Origin of the sequence: Oceanibaculum indicum P24 (genome assembly GCF_000299935.1) — a bacterium.
Taxonomy (GTDB): domain Bacteria; phylum Pseudomonadota; class Alphaproteobacteria; order Oceanibaculales; family Oceanibaculaceae; genus Oceanibaculum; species Oceanibaculum indicum.
The window spans coordinates 1-13,377 of record NZ_AMRL01000011.1; the positions used below are offsets into that span (position 1 = coordinate 1).

The 13,377-nt window shown below is 63.5% G+C and carries 16 protein-coding genes and 1 tRNA gene; 15 read left to right on the forward strand and 2 right to left on the reverse strand.

Annotated features, from left to right (window positions below):
- On the reverse strand, positions 1–513 hold a 513-nt coding region (locus tag P24_RS09865; protein ID WP_408962318.1), incomplete at its 3' end, for a septal ring lytic transglycosylase RlpA family protein.
- A 99-nt stretch (positions 514–612) separates the two neighbouring features.
- Positions 613–1,665 (reverse strand): lytic murein transglycosylase, encoded by a 1,053-nt coding sequence (locus tag P24_RS09870; RefSeq protein ID WP_008944572.1) that lies wholly within the window; start codon positions 1,663–1,665, stop codon positions 613–615.
- A gap of 218 nt (positions 1,666–1,883) precedes the next feature.
- Here P24_RS09870 and P24_RS09875 point away from each other — a divergent pair.
- The 15 genes from P24_RS09875 (at position 1,884) to P24_RS09935 (ending at position 13,373) form a co-directional block, all read left to right on the forward strand.
- A tRNA-Ser gene (locus tag P24_RS09875) sits at positions 1,884–1,973 on the forward strand.
- A 337-nt stretch (positions 1,974–2,310) separates the two neighbouring features.
- Positions 2,311–2,511, forward strand: a complete 201-nt coding sequence (locus tag P24_RS09880; RefSeq protein WP_008944573.1) for a helix-turn-helix domain-containing protein — start codon at positions 2,311–2,313, stop codon at positions 2,509–2,511.
- A gap of 90 nt (positions 2,512–2,601) precedes the next feature.
- Positions 2,602–2,805 carry a hypothetical protein gene (locus tag P24_RS20035; protein WP_156816259.1) on the forward strand — a complete coding sequence of 68 codons (204 nt, stop codon included), beginning with the start codon at positions 2,602–2,604 and terminating at the stop codon, positions 2,803–2,805.
- Entirely contained in the window at positions 2,798–4,234 is a 1,437-nt protein-coding gene (gene dnaB / locus P24_RS09885; protein WP_040707287.1) for a replicative DNA helicase, read from the forward strand. The genes P24_RS20035 and dnaB overlap by 8 nt, the downstream gene beginning before the upstream one ends.
- A gap of 2 nt (positions 4,235–4,236) precedes the next feature.
- Positions 4,237–5,109 carry a hypothetical protein gene (locus tag P24_RS19225; RefSeq protein WP_008944575.1) on the forward strand — a complete coding sequence of 291 codons (873 nt, stop codon included), beginning with the start codon at positions 4,237–4,239 and terminating at the stop codon, positions 5,107–5,109.
- On the forward strand, positions 5,106–5,309 hold the full coding sequence (locus tag P24_RS09895) for a hypothetical protein (RefSeq protein ID WP_008944576.1): 204 nt from the start codon (positions 5,106–5,108) through the stop codon (positions 5,307–5,309). The genes P24_RS19225 and P24_RS09895 overlap by 4 nt, the downstream gene beginning before the upstream one ends.
- The gene (locus tag P24_RS09900) at positions 5,299–5,676 is read left to right on the forward strand and encodes a hypothetical protein (protein WP_008944577.1); all 378 of its coding nucleotides are present in this window, start codon (positions 5,299–5,301) and stop codon (positions 5,674–5,676) included. The genes P24_RS09895 and P24_RS09900 overlap by 11 nt, the downstream gene beginning before the upstream one ends.
- Before the next feature lie 110 nt (positions 5,677–5,786).
- Positions 5,787–5,966: a hypothetical protein gene (locus tag P24_RS20040; protein WP_192813242.1), complete on the forward strand. Its 180-nt coding sequence runs from the start codon at positions 5,787–5,789 to the stop codon at positions 5,964–5,966.
- A gap of 119 nt (positions 5,967–6,085) precedes the next feature.
- The gene (locus tag P24_RS09905; RefSeq protein ID WP_008944578.1) at positions 6,086–7,291 is read left to right on the forward strand and encodes a phage portal protein; all 1,206 of its coding nucleotides are present in this window, start codon (positions 6,086–6,088) and stop codon (positions 7,289–7,291) included.
- A complete protein-coding gene (locus P24_RS19230) occupies positions 7,284–9,569 on the forward strand; it encodes a phage major capsid protein (RefSeq protein ID WP_008944579.1) in 2,286 nt (761 codons plus the stop codon). Before P24_RS09905 ends, P24_RS19230 begins: the two co-directional genes overlap by 8 nt.
- A 68-nt stretch (positions 9,570–9,637) precedes the next feature.
- The gene (locus tag P24_RS09915) at positions 9,638–10,054 is read left to right on the forward strand and encodes a hypothetical protein (RefSeq protein WP_008944580.1); all 417 of its coding nucleotides are present in this window, start codon (positions 9,638–9,640) and stop codon (positions 10,052–10,054) included.
- A 209-nt stretch (positions 10,055–10,263) separates the two neighbouring features.
- On the forward strand, positions 10,264–10,854 hold the full coding sequence (locus P24_RS09920; RefSeq protein ID WP_008944581.1) for a head-tail connector protein: 591 nt from the start codon (positions 10,264–10,266) through the stop codon (positions 10,852–10,854).
- 4 nt (positions 10,855–10,858) lie between these two features.
- Positions 10,859–11,266, forward strand: coding sequence for an HNH endonuclease (locus tag P24_RS20705; RefSeq protein ID WP_008944582.1), 408 nt, complete (start codon positions 10,859–10,861; stop codon positions 11,264–11,266).
- A 95-nt stretch (positions 11,267–11,361) separates the two neighbouring features.
- Positions 11,362–11,766: a phage terminase small subunit P27 family gene (locus P24_RS09930; protein ID WP_008944583.1), complete on the forward strand. Its 405-nt coding sequence runs from the start codon at positions 11,362–11,364 to the stop codon at positions 11,764–11,766.
- Positions 11,763–13,373, forward strand: a complete 1,611-nt coding sequence (locus P24_RS09935) for a terminase large subunit (RefSeq protein WP_008944584.1) — start codon at positions 11,763–11,765, stop codon at positions 13,371–13,373. Before P24_RS09930 ends, P24_RS09935 begins: the two co-directional genes overlap by 4 nt.
- Positions 13,374–13,377: the final 4 nt, after the last annotated feature.

A 13,377-nucleotide genomic window follows, 5' to 3' on the forward strand; every position in this document is an offset into this window, starting at 1 on the left:
GGCGGTGGCGATCAGCGTGCCCTGCTTCGCCGCCTCGGCCAGGCGCTGGCTTTCCACGGGCAGGATATCGACCTTCACCTTGGCGGTGCCGCGCTGCTCGATCCCCAGCAGCTGGGCGCTGCGGCGCGACAGATCGATGATCCGGCCATGCGCGAAGGGGCCGCGGTCATTGACGCGGACGACAAGCGCCCGCCCGTTTTCCAGATTTGTGACCCGCACCAGGCTGGGCATCGGCAGGGTGCGGTGCGCGGCGGTCAGGTCGTTCTCGTCATAGATTTCGCCATTGGCGGTCAGCTTGCCGTGGAAGCCGGGACCGTACCAGGAGGCGATGCCGGTCTCGGTGTAGCTGTAATCGACCGTCGGGTAGTACCAAACACCCTTGATCTCATACGGGTCACCGACCTTGTAATAGCCTTGCGTCTTGGCGGAGGGCTGCTGGATGGCCTTTGCCGTCTGCGCCGCGAACTGGGCTTCCGCGCAGGCCGCGAGCGCCAAAGGCAGGGTCAAGGCCACGGTAGCAAGGCGGAAGCGGGAACGTGCAGGCAGGCGCCAAGGCATTATCTGGTGGCCAGTCATCTATGTGGAACAGCATTTAGTAGTGTACCGGCAGGACTATTCCTTGCCAAGGGCATCCGCGAGCGTGCCTGCCGCAATCGCGAAATAGGTCGAGCGGTTCCATTTCAGGATCGCCTCGAAATTGTCGTACACCATGTAGGCCGGTCCGCCGGCGCCGGCCGGTAGGACGATCTGCGCCGGCAGATCGCGCGCCGGCAGATCGCCGCCATCCGCGCGCCGCACGCCCAGCGCCTGCCATTCCGGGATCGTCTTGCGGGCCTTCTTCTCTGCAAGGCCGGCATCGAAGCCTGCCGGCAGCCGCACCACCCGGCCCCAGGTCTGGTCGCTCTTCCAGCCGACCCGGGACAGGTAATTGGCGATGGAGGCGAATACGTCGGGCAGCGTGGTCCAGATGTCGCGCTTGCCGTCGCCCGTATAGTCAATGGCATAGGCACGGAAGCTGGAGGGCATGAACTGGTTCTGGCCCATGGCGCCGGCCCAGGAGCCCAGCATCCGCTCGGCATCGATATGGCCTTCATCGACGATCTGCAGCGCGTCCATCAGCTCCTTGCGGAAGAAGGCGCTGCGCCTGCCATCATGTGCCAGGGTGGCCAGCGCCGGAATGACCTTGAAGCCGCCGGTGACACGGCCGAAATCGGTCTCGATACCCCACAGCGCGACAATCTGCCGGGCCGGCACGCCGAACTGCCCCTCGATGCGGGTCAACAGCGCCTTGTGCTCCGCCATCATGCGGCGGCCCTTGTCGATGCGCGATTGCGGCACCACCCGGTCAAGATATTGCTGGAAGGTAAGCGTGAATTCGGGCTGCCGGCGGTCCAGTTCGATGACGCGCGGAATGGGCTGGATGCCGGTCAGCGCGGCCTGCACCGTGGCGTCGGAGATGCCTTTCTGCCGGGCTTCGGCGCGCACGCCTTCCAGCCAGGCGTCGAAGGGCTGGTCGGCAGCATGGGCGATACTCGAAGCACCCAGCGCCATCCCGAAGGCCAGAAACGCCGCCAGGACCGTGTGCCGTCCCCTGCCCCTGTGGCCAGCCCCGGCGGTCTGGGTGTCCAGGGGGATGGCGGTGCGGGAACGGAAGCTGGGAATCATGGCGCTGCCTTCTGTTGTAACGGCCGTTAAGCATATCTGGCCTTCAGCATGTGGCACAGGCCCGGGCGCTTGGCAACAGGCTGCCGGCGGCCTTATGTGCCGCGGCGGTAGAAAGGTAGTGCCAGCGGTAGAACGCTACCCGAGACGCAAGAGATTGGACGTCGTCCGAGGCTGTGCTAGAAACCCGGCGCTTGCCATACTCTGGCGATGCCAGCGATGGATGGGTGGCCGAGCGGTTTAAGGCACCGGTCTTGAAAACCGGCGTGGCAGCGATGTCACCGTGGGTTCGAATCCCACCCCATCCGCCATTTTTTATTGTAAGTATAAGTTTTTAAAAGACATTTTTTCCTAGTGTCGTCTCTACCCCAGTTTCAACCCACAAATTCCGTCCAAACAAGGCCGAACAGGTTCGGACAAAAAGCAATAATTGTGCCGGATTGTTGTTCCGTTGGTGCATGTCAGAAATTCCGATAATGCGGATCTCGGCAGAACTCCGGAAAATCAATACGTTATAAATAACCATACAAAAATTGCGATGAACAGAACTCATATTATATACTAATTATGAGAAAAACTCATTTTTAGTAACATTGTTGCATGCCGTCCGTTCCAGTACGATTTGGCAAATCCGGAACGGAGGTAAAAATGAGTAAAGAAAATGTGAAAATTGAGAGTGACGATTACTTGATCCGCGCGGGAATTGCGATGAGGCGTCTGGATATTAGCAGGAGTAAGTTCTACGAGATGGTGAACGCCGGGCACCTGAAGACTGTGAAAATCGGTCAAATCCGCTACGTCCGAGCCAGCGTGCTCGAGGCGGCTATCCAGGACGGCATCGAGTACTGAACTACCGATTTAGTATGCCGGCGGCTCCCAACGTCGCCCCCCTTTTTACATAGCTGAGACCCAACCGCAGCGCAACTCGGAGTTGCGAGAATGCTTCCTGTTGCCGAAATCGCCAATCGTCACTTGCTCGAAACCGCTCTGCGCGCCATTGAGTACGGCGGCATAAAGGCCAGCCATACTAGCTTGAGCCACGATGAGCGCGCCGAAGCCCTGGCATCTGGACTTCGATGCCTTGTTCTCGCTGGCCAGGCCGGCTGCCGCCCCGACGACGCGGAGGGCCAGGGCGATGAATGAATCCGCTGCCCTGCCCGATCCGCGCGCCCAGCCCTACCGCATCCCGCCGCATAATCGGGAGGCCGAGCAGGCGCTGCTGGGCGCCATCCTGATCAATAATGGCGCCTATGAGCGGGTGTCGGAGTTCCTGCAGAAGGATCATTTCGCCGATCCGGTGAACGGCCGCATCTATGAGGCCTGCGGCAAGCTGCTCGAGCGCGGCCAGATGGCCAACCCGATCACCCTGAAGAATTTCTTCGACCAGGATGGGTCGCTGGCCGATGTCGGCGGCGCGCAATATCTGGTGAAGCTGGCGGCCTCGGTCGTGACCGTGGTGAATGCGGAGGATTACGGCCGCACCGTCTATGACCTCTATCTGCGCCGGCAGCTGATCGATTTCGGCGAGACGGTGGTGAACGAGGCCTTCAAGCATGATCTCGACGCCACTGCCGAAAGCCAGATCGAGGCGGCGGAGGAAAAGCTGGCCGGGCTGGCTGAGCGAGGATCCGCTGAGGGAGGATCGAGACCGATTGCAGCCGCCCTTGCTGGTATGGCGACAGAAGCGGCGGAAGCGCGGAAGCGCGGCGGCAATGCACTTGGGCTCGAAACGGGCCTCGCTGACCTGGATCGAATATTGGGCGGCATGGCGCCGGGCAACCTCATAACGATGGGCGCCCGGCCCGCGATGGGCAAAAGCGCCCTGGCCTGCTGCATCGCCCGCCATGTTGCCGCGACTGGAACCGGCGTTGGTTTCTTCTCGCTAGAGATGCGCGCAGAAGAAATCGCGCAGCGGCTGGCCGCCGATGCGACCGAGATCGCGTATGATCGCATCAGGCGCGGTGCCCTTGACGACGATGAATACGCTCGCCTTAAAGACGCCGAGCGCCGGCTGTCTGGACTGCCACTTGAGTTTGATGATACCGCCGGGCTCGCCATCGGCCAGATTCGCGCCCGTGCACGCAGAATGAGGCGTCGGCGCCGTGTCGGGCTGATCGTCATCGATCACCTGCACCTGGTCCGCAGCAGCGGCGAGAACCGGCTTCAAGAACTCCGCCGAATAAGCAGTGGACTCAAGGAGATGGCGCGAGAACTTGAAGTGCCTGTCCTTGCGCTGTGCCAGTTGAATCGAGGCGTCGAAGGGCGCGAGGACAAGCGCCCGCAGCTTTCTGACCTACGCGAATCAGGCAGCATCGAGCAGGACTCGGATGCCGTAATTTTTCTCTACCGCAGATCGTATTACCTCGAAAGAGAGCAGCCGCAGCGCCGAAGCGGAGAAGATCAGATTGCGTACACCGGACGCCTTGCTGACTGGTCAGCGTCCGCCGCCGCCGAGCGGAACAAGGCCGAGCTGATCGTTGCCAAGAATCGCCACGGCCGAACCGGCATGGCGGCGGTTTTTTGCGACCTCGCGTTGTCGCGATTCCGTAGCTTAGCGCCTGAACGGAGCTGACCATGGCCGGGTTTTACAAGATGTACCGTGGTTGGCTCAACCACCCGGCCCTGGCCGGCGCCAACGAGCCATTTTGCCGCCGTGCCGCATGGTGTTGGCTGATCGACGGCGCTGCATGGCAGTCGAACGGCGACCTAGATCGCGGTCAACTGTCAGCCTCGCTGAGGCATCTAGCCGCCACCTGGCGATGGTCAGTGGGTGCCGTTCGGCGCTTCCTTGAGCGCCTCGAGAAAGACGGCATGATCGTCGCAGAGACCGGCACAGGGCAGATGGTCATAACCGTCTGTAACTACGACATTTATCAGGCCGCCACTGAAGAGACCGGCACACCCCCGGCACAGCAACCGGCACAGCAACCGGCACACCTTGATGAAAAAACCGGCACAGCAACCGGCACACCGAAAGCCGCAGAAACTCTATTGTTTCCGGTCGAACCCGGCACAGCAACCGGCACACCTTCTCGCGAAAACCGGCACAGCAACCGGCACACAAACCGGCACAATAATATAAAGAAAAGAAAGAATCTAAATATCGGCGATCTGGAAGCGAGCTTCGAAGCGTGGTGGAAGCACTGCCCCCGCAAGGTCGGCAAGGGCCAGGCGCGCCAGGCCTACCGAGCCGCGCTCAGCAAGGCGACGGCTGAGGCGCTGGTCGAGGGCATCCTCCGCTATGCCGGGCAGGTGGCCGACCGGGACGGGCAGTTTATCTGCCACCCTTCAACCTGGCTACGCGGCGAACGCTGGCTCGATCAGGACGCCACCGCCCCGCCATCGGCCGACGACCAAGAATTCGACCGAGCGGTCGCCGCTGCGGCGGCTGCCGGCCCCGAGGCCCTGAGAGATTTTCTCAGCAAACAGCAGGAGACCCCCCGATGACCGACACGACCCCCGCCGCCACCGCACGCCGGGCGATTGCCGACTTGATCCGACAGGGCGGTTTGAGCCCGTTGCAGGCCCTTCGCCTAGTCTATGCTTGGATCGTCGTCTCGGACCTGGACCAACCCCATCCGGCCGCACCTGACCGCGCCAAACTCAACGGCGCCGCCGCTCCCAAGGAAGAAACCCATGCCTGCTGAACAGACACACAACCCCGACCGTGCTGAGCTCATTCGCTGGACCATTAGCGTTATGCTCCCGATGTCCTGGCCGGATCGGTGGAAAGTTCTGGCCGGTATCGCGCAAAGCTGCCTTCCTGCCGCTATGGCCGCGACTGAAGGTCATCTGGACGCGGCTCGCGAACTGGTTGGCGGCGAAATAGCCGAGCTGATCGAGCAAATGCCGGACGCTGCCGGGCCGGTGAAGTGTCGCTGGCACGCCCTGGCACTGGGTCTCAGCGGGAACCGACGGCACCAGGACGCCGGCCGGCGCTGGTTCGAAGCGCACCCGCATGAAGCCGCCATCCTGGACGCGGAGCTGGAGCGTCTGAACAGCACCACACACTAAGTCCAGACGATGATTTAAAATCATTGGAAGTAATGATTTAAAAACAACTAATAAAATGAATTTCCCTGCGGTAACATATGAACAGTTCAAATCAGGAGCAGGGGGATTCAATGTTCAATGCAGATAAATTTCTTATGAAGCCGACGACAAAAATTAACACCATCGTCAGCAAGCTGAAACGAATGGAGCGAATTGCCGAATCTTCCGAGATTCCACCAGAGTGGATTGCCGCCATTCGGAGGGATTTTCAGGTCATTACAACAAATGATAAACCACATAAGATTGAGTAATACTCATATTTCTGAGTAATATGACAATTACTCATAATGATAAAAACTCATAACTGACATTTTTACTTGACTCACACCCCACATGCATTGAACGATTTAATGCGTGTGGGGTGTGTTTCATGAAATTTCTTCGAAAACTCCTGGGTCTTGAAACCCGTGGTGACGGCAGCTGGGGTGAGCTGGAGCGGCTGCTGACGGCCGCCAGCGCGACGGCCGCCGGCCTCAGCGTCTCGCCTGAAAGCGCCCTGCGCTGCCCGACCGTCGCCGCCAGCGCCCGCATCCTATCCGAGTCCGTAAGCCAGCTGCCCTTGCACCTGTTCCGCCGGCTTCCCGAGGGTGGCAAGGAACGGGCTGACGACCATCCGCTAGCCGCCCTGGTTGCCTCTGCCCCAAATTCCTGGACCACAAGCGCCGAATGGCGCGGGACCGCCATGATGCAGCTCGCGCTGCATGGCGAGGCATTTTGCTGGGTGGGGCGCGCACGCGACCGGGTCGTCGAGATTGTCAACATCCCGGCCGGCGTCATTTCGGTGTCTTGGTCGGATTCAGGCGAACCGAGCTTCACCGCAACGACCAGCAGCGGCACGAAGCGCCCCGTCGCGCGCGAGGAGCTGCTGTGGCTCCGCCTGCCCGGCCCGAACCCGCACAAGCCGCTGTCGCTTGTGGCGGAGGCGCGCGAAGCCATCGCCCTCAGCTTGGCGATGGAAGGCTACGCGAGCCGCCTGTTCGCCAAGGGCGCGCGGCCTTCCGGCGTGGTAAAAGCCCCTGGCAAGCTTACCGACCAAGCTATCGCTCGCCTGAAGGCCAGCCTGACCGCCCTGCACTCCGGCACCGAGTCGGGAGGCACCGCTGTCTTCGAGGAGGGCATGACCTTCGAGGCGCTGCAGTTCAGCAGCGTCGATTTGCAATTTCTGGAGCTGCGCCGGCACCAGATCGCCGAAATCGCTCGCGTTTTCCGCATCCCGCTCCACCTTCTGCAGGAGCTCGAGCGGGCGACCCACAACAACGCCGAGCATATGGGCCAGCAGTTCCTCTCGTTGGTGGTGCTGCCCTTGCTGGCGCTGTGGCGCCAGGCGCTTGAACGCGATCTTCTGACAGAAGCCGAGCGCGCTGAATACTTTTTCGAGTTCGAGACGGCCGATCTTGCGCGAGCCGACCTGGCCGCCCGCTTCAACGCCTATGCGCAGGCCGTGACGAACGGCTTGCTGAATCCGAACGAAATTCGCGCGCTGGAAAACCGCCCACCCTATGCCGGCGGTGATGAATTCCATCGCCCGCTAAACACGGCCGCTACCGGCCAGGGCCAGGGGGCCGCCAATGGCTGACCCTGCCGCCCTGATCGCGCGTGAAGCCGACCGGCTGACCGAGGCGCTTCTAGCTGTCGCGCGCGAGGCCGTCGAAGCCGCCCTTGCCGCCGACGCCGCCCCGACGGTGCCCGCCATCGTCGCCGCGCTCGAGGATCTACTTGCCATCCTGCCGCTCCGCCTCGTCGAGGTGGTGAATGAGGCGCTGCCGGAGATCGCACAGCGCGCCATCGCGGAAGCCGAGGCCGAAATCGTCGACGCCCGCGAAGCGTCCGGCGAGCCGTTCCCCGAAGTCCCGCTACCGCCGACGGGCAATTTCGCCGACTGGTCACGCACTGCGGCTGAGACGATGATCGCCAATCTGACCGAGGCTACCGTCGAAGCCGAAAGCGCCGAAGCTGCGCGCGGTGCGGTCCTGGCCGCCCTGGCCGGCGCTGCCGCCGCGCAGCTTGCAGCAATGGCCGATACCGGAGCCGCGCGGATGGTGAACGCGGCGCGCGTCAGCGCCTTCGGCGCCAACCGCGATATAGTCGCGAAAGTCCGCGTCCGGACAGTGCCGGATGCCGACAGGTCCGAAGTCTGCACTTATATGAATGGCGCGGAATTCTCGCTCGATGGCCGCCCGGTGCCGACGCCGCCCTTCCATGCAAATTGCCGTTCGACTCTGGTCCCGGTCCTGGCTTCCGCCGGCCGCCGCGCCGCGCCGGAAACGCTGGAGTTGCGTTTCGCGCCGGCTGACGTCAGCACCGCCGGCAGCTTCTCTGGAATCGCCCTCGCCTATGACGTGCTCGACGCCCACGGCACCGCGTTCGCGCCTGGCTGCTTCGCTGCTGCCATCGCCGAGCGCCGCGCCGCCGGGCAACGGTTCCCCATCCTGCTGCACCATGATCCAGAGCGAGTTGCTGGCGTCGTGACTGAGCTTCGCGACACCCGGGACGGGCTCGCGATCGAGGGGCGCTTCCTTCTCGAGACCCGCGACGGCACAGAAGGCTATGCCCTGGCCAAAAGCGGCGGCATGGCCCTGTCGGTGGGCTTCAAGCGCCTTGCCGACCAGCCTCGTCCCGGCGGCGGCCGCACCATCACCCGCGCCAGGCTGGCGGAGATATCGCTAGTCGCTGTCGCATCGAATCCCCGCGCTCGGTTGACCGAGGTGCGGAGCCAAGCCGACCCCAGCCGGCAAGACCATGAAGAGGAGAAAATCATGGAAGACGAGAACACGAACACCGGCGGGGCCGAAGAGACCCGCACGACCGCGGACCTCACGACCGTCACCACCTCGGTGAGCGCGCTCGAAAAGCGTCTCGACAAGATCGAAGCTCGCAGCGCTCGCGCCGGCCTGTCCGGGGGCGATGAAGGCGCTGGCGACCAGCTCGAAACGCGCTCTTTCACGCACTTCCTCCGCCGGGGCCGTGAGGCCATGGGGGCGGACGAAGTGCGATCCCTTCGCACATCGGACGACACTGCCGGCGGCTATCTTGCGCCAGATCAGTTTGTGGCAGAGCTGCTTCGTAACCTGGTGCGGTTCTCTCCGATTCGCTCGGTGGCGCGCGTCGCGAACACCAATGCGGGCGCGGTAATCCTGCCGAAGCGGACTGGCACGCTGACCGCGCAGTGGGTAGGCGAAACCGGCGCGCGTCCGGACACCGCCCCGACCTACGGTCAGAACAGGTTCCCGGTGTGCGAGGTCGCCTGCTATGTCGATGCATCGAACGCCATGCTCGAGGATTCCGCTCTCGACATCGCGGGTGAGCTTGCCTTCGACTTCGCAGAAGAGTTCGGTAAGGCGGAGGGCAGTGCCTTCGTCGATGGCGCCGGTGCGCTTCAGCCGGCTGGATTCATGAATGATGATGACATTCTCAACACCGTCAGCGGTGAAGCTGCCGCCATCACCGCTGACGGTCTGATCCAGCTCTACCACGACCTGCCGGCGGCCTATCGCGCCAATGCGACGTGGTGCATGAACAGCAACACCATCGGTACGGTCAGCAAGCTGAAGGACGGCACGAGCGGTCAGTACCTGATGATGACTCAGGGCATAGCTAACGCGCCCGCAACAACTCTGCTGGGTCGCCCTGTCATCGAGGCTCCGGACATGCCAGACATCGGGGCGGGCGACTTCCCGGCGATCTTCGGCGACTTCAGCCAGTTCCGGATTTTCGACCGGATCCAGCTGTCTGTGCTTCGCGATCCATACAGCCAGGCCGCCAACGGCATGACTCGTTTCCATGCCCGGCGCCGTGTCGCCGCTGGCGTCGCCAAGTCCGAGGCCTTCCGTAAGCTCAAGATCGCCAGCAGCTAACCGGCCTGACGCCTGACCTGTAACAGCCCCGCCGGCTGCGGCCGGCGGCGGCGCCAAGGAGAAAAACGATGCGCGATTCCGCACAAAATCTGAAGCCGGTCCTGGTGCTGGCACCCGCCGCCAATGCCGATATCGGCACCACGCCGCTTGTCGGTACCGTGATCGACCGGCAGGGCTTCGACAGCCTGACCTACATCATCACCACCGGCGCGCTGACCGATGCGAATGCATCGTATGCCGTGTTGCTCGAGGAGTCCGACGTTTCGAACGATGGCTTCACCGCCGTCGCGGACACCGACCTCATCGGCACCGAAGCCGCTGCCGGATTCGACTTCGAGGATGACGGTGCGGTGCGCAAGCTCGGCTACATCGGCAACAAACGCTACACGCGCCTGACGATCACCCCGACCGGCGCCGACAGCGGCAACAGCCCGATTTCGGCCGTCGCCATCCTGGGCCATCCGCTGGCCGCACCGGTCGGCTAACCGAGACGTTGACCGCCGGAGAACGAGGCCGCGCGATCCGGCCTGGCGTACTAAGCTTCCCTGATGTGCGGCGGCGGTCAGCTGCGGATTTGACCCGCCAAGGGAGGCGAGATCGACACAGCCAGCAGCGATCGCGCTGGCTGGCCTGCCGGCGGCGGCTGCGCCCCACCACAGCCGCCGCCGGCCCCTTCTACCTCAAGGTGATCGCCATGATCGAAGTCCTGACCCCGCCTGAAACCGCCCTGGTGAGCTTGGCCGCCGCCAAGGCCCATCTGGGCGTGACCGGCGATGATGATGACGCAGCCATTGAAGGCCTGATCGCCCGCGTAAGCACGATCATCATCACCTACATCCGCCGCCCCATCCTGGCCGGCAGCTATCTCGAGACCGTCACCACGAACGGCTCGCAACTGTCCGTTGCGCTGTCGCGCTTCCCAGTCAGCAGCATCACAAGCGTGAAGCTCGACGGCTCGACCGAGGCGATGGACAGCGAAAGCTACAGTATCGACACCGAGTCCGGCCTGCTGCTTCGCGTGGACAGCTTCGGGCTCCCCATCGCCTGGGGCCGGCACTCTGTCGCCGTGACCTATGAAGCAGGCTACGCCGATACGCCCGCTGACGTGCAGCACGCTGCTTTGACGCTGATCGGCGCCGAATGGGCGACGAAGGGCCGTGATCCGTCGCTGAAAAGCATCGGGATCGGCTCTATCGCGCTCGGCTACTTCACCGCTGATGCTCTGCCCGGCCTAGCGTCTGTGTCGCACCTGCTCGAGCCCTACCGGCCGCCGGCCATCGGGTAACGCCATGGCCTTCCGCGCTCCCACGATCTGCAGCCGCTGCCGCAAGCCCAGGCCTGCCGGCCAACGGTGCACCTGCACGCCGGAGCCGCGTCGCCCCGATACCGGCCAGCCGGACCGCGCCAAGCCGTACTCTACCCCCGAGTGGAAAGCCCTGAGGGCGCAGCACCTGAAACGCCAACCGACGTGCCAGTCTTGCGGCGCGAGTGCTCGAATGGTTGATCACATACGCCCCTGGAAGGGTGACGCGGCGCTGTTTCTCGACCCCAACAACCTCCAGTCGCTATGTCATCGCTGCCATTCACGCAAAACGGCAAGCCATGACGGCGGCTTCGGCAATCCGACAGAACAGAAGCCCGGCTGCGATGCCAGTGGAAGACCTCTCGACCCTCAACATCCCTGGAACCGATCCTGAAGGGAGGGGGGGGCGAATATTTCCCTTGGGGGGCGGCTAACGCGGCGGGGGGGCATCTTTTCGAGATTCTGGAATTGAGCAAATGGGGGTAGGACGTGGCAAGAGGCCGGAAACCAGCGATAAAGGCGACGGCGGAGGGCATCGGCAAGGCCCCGCCCGCGCCTGCCTGGTTGCCGCCTGAAGCCAAGAGCGAATGGCGCCGGGTTTGGCCCGGCCTAGCTGCCCGCAAGACCATTACCACGCAGGACCTGGCCGCCCTGGAGGCCTATTGTCTTGCCGTCGGCACTGCGCGGCGCGCTCAAGCTGCGATCACGCAGGACGGTGATATCATCAAGACGGAATATGGTCCGAAGCGTCATCCTTCCTTTCAAACCCTCTTCCAATCGATGACCGAAGCCCGTCGCCTTGCTGCTGAGCTTGGATTGACGCCCGCCAGCCGCCACAAGGCCGGCAGCGCCGCCCCGCAGGAAAACGACGACCTCGCGGACCTCGACCTATGACCGCGCCCGCAACTCATCCGGCCTGGCTGTTCGACGGCTCCAAAATCCCCGACCCACTCGGGTACGGCCAGCGTGCGGTCGAATTCCTGAAGGTGCTGCGTCACCCGAAATCCACTGCCGAAGGGCGCCGGCTGCAGCTTGCCGATTTCCAGGACCAGATCGTCCGCCGCATCTATGGCCCGCGGCACCCCGACGGCCGGCGGAAGGTCCGGACGGTCTTTATCCTGCTGCCGCGCGGCGGCCGCAAGACGACGCTGGGGGCCGGGCTGAGCCTGCTCCACTTCATAGGGCCGGAGCGCGTGCCGGGTGGCCTGGTCCTCAATGCGGCCTCCGACCGGGAGCAAGCCCGCATCGCGTTTGAAGAAGCGGCCGGCATTTGCCAAGAAGATCCCCGGATCGCCGGAAAGCTGAATTTCGTGTCGTACCGCCACCGCCTCGAACATCCGAAGAGCGGCACCGTCCTGCGCGCGATCAGCTCCGACGCCGGCCGGCAGCACGGCCTGACGCCAGCCTTTGCGCTACTTGATGAACTGCACATCTGGCCGAGTCGCGAGCTGTTCGACGTCATACGCACCGGCCTCACCAAGACCGCCGAATCGCTGCTCGTCATCATCACCACGGCCGGCAGAGGCCAGGAGAACATTGCCTTCGACTTGTACAGCTACGCCCGCAAAGTCGCCTTGGGCGAGGTCGAGGATGAGGGATTCCTGCCGATCCTGTTCGAGGCCGGCCCTGAAGAAGACTGGCGCGACGAAGCCGTCTGGCGCCGGGTGAATCCGGGGCTCGACCTCGGCTTCCCCGACATCGAGGGGCTGCGCCAGCTCGCGCGCGAGGCGGATGAACGGCCGGCGGATCGTGAGGCGTTCAAACAGCTTCACCTCAACGTCTGGCTGGATCATTCGGCGGCGCCATTTGTGGACGGCGACACCTATGATCGCGGCAGCGCGCCGGTCGATCTGGCGGCTATGAAGGACCATCCGTGCTGGCTGGCGGTGGACCTCTCGAGCGTCCGCGATTTGACCGTGGTTCTGGCCTGTTGGCGTCTGCCCGATGACGCGCTGGCCGTCTGGCCCTGGTTCTTCTGCCCGGCCGACGCCCTGCGGCAGCGGTCCGAACGGGACCGCGTGCCATATACCCTGTGGGCCGAACAGGGCTACATCACCCCGACGCCCGGCGCCTCGGTGGAATACGGCGCTGTCGAAGACAAGATCCGAGACCTCTGCGACGAGTTCGATGTGCGCGAAATCGCGTTCGATCCCTATCTCGGACAGCAAATGATGACCGCCCTTGGCGAAGACGGGTTGCCCGTGGTGGCAATGCGCCAAGGCTCGCTGACAATGGGGCCGGCCATCCGCGACCTGGAACATGCGATCATCGGCGGCCGGCTGATTCACGGCGGGCACCCGGTTCTTCGCTGGAACTTCAGCAACGTTGTGGTCGAGACGGACCGCGCCGGCCTTCAGCTGTTTTCCAAGGGGAAGGCACGGGACCGGATCGACGGCGCCGTGGCGTGCGCAATGGCGGTCTCCCGCGCGATGGTGGGCGATGGTGGACGTTCAGTCTATGACGATGAAACCGCGCGGCCGGAAGGGCTGCTGATCCTGTAACGGA

Bases quoted from the DNA above. Each gene is read 5' to 3' on its own strand.
- P24_RS09880 (WP_008944573.1), top strand. From the start codon at position 2,311: ATGAGTAAAGAAAATGTGAAAATTGAGAGTGACGATTACTTGATCCGC.
- P24_RS09920 (WP_008944581.1), top strand. From the start codon at position 10,264: ATGATCGAAGTCCTGACCCCGCCTGAAACCGCCCTGGTGAGCTTGGCC.
- P24_RS20035 (WP_156816259.1), top strand. From the start codon at position 2,602: ATGCTTCCTGTTGCCGAAATCGCCAATCGTCACTTGCTCGAAACCGCT.
- dnaB (WP_040707287.1), top strand. From the start codon at position 2,798: ATGAATGAATCCGCTGCCCTGCCCGATCCGCGCGCCCAGCCCTACCGC.
- P24_RS19230 (WP_008944579.1), top strand. From the start codon at position 7,284: ATGGCTGACCCTGCCGCCCTGATCGCGCGTGAAGCCGACCGGCTGACC.
- P24_RS20040 (WP_192813242.1), top strand. From the start codon at position 5,787: ATGTTCAATGCAGATAAATTTCTTATGAAGCCGACGACAAAAATTAAC.
- P24_RS09915 (WP_008944580.1), top strand. From the start codon at position 9,638: ATGCGCGATTCCGCACAAAATCTGAAGCCGGTCCTGGTGCTGGCACCC.
- P24_RS20705 (WP_008944582.1), top strand. From the start codon at position 10,859: ATGGCCTTCCGCGCTCCCACGATCTGCAGCCGCTGCCGCAAGCCCAGG.
- P24_RS09935 (WP_008944584.1), top strand. From the start codon at position 11,763: ATGACCGCGCCCGCAACTCATCCGGCCTGGCTGTTCGACGGCTCCAAA.
- P24_RS09900 (WP_008944577.1), top strand. From the start codon at position 5,299: ATGCCTGCTGAACAGACACACAACCCCGACCGTGCTGAGCTCATTCGC.
- P24_RS09870 (WP_008944572.1), bottom strand. From the start codon at position 1,665: ATGATTCCCAGCTTCCGTTCCCGCACCGCCATCCCCCTGGACACCCAG.
- P24_RS09895 (WP_008944576.1), top strand. From the start codon at position 5,106: ATGACCGACACGACCCCCGCCGCCACCGCACGCCGGGCGATTGCCGAC.
- P24_RS19225 (WP_008944575.1), top strand. From the start codon at position 4,237: ATGGCCGGGTTTTACAAGATGTACCGTGGTTGGCTCAACCACCCGGCC.
- P24_RS09905 (WP_008944578.1), top strand. From the start codon at position 6,086: ATGAAATTTCTTCGAAAACTCCTGGGTCTTGAAACCCGTGGTGACGGC.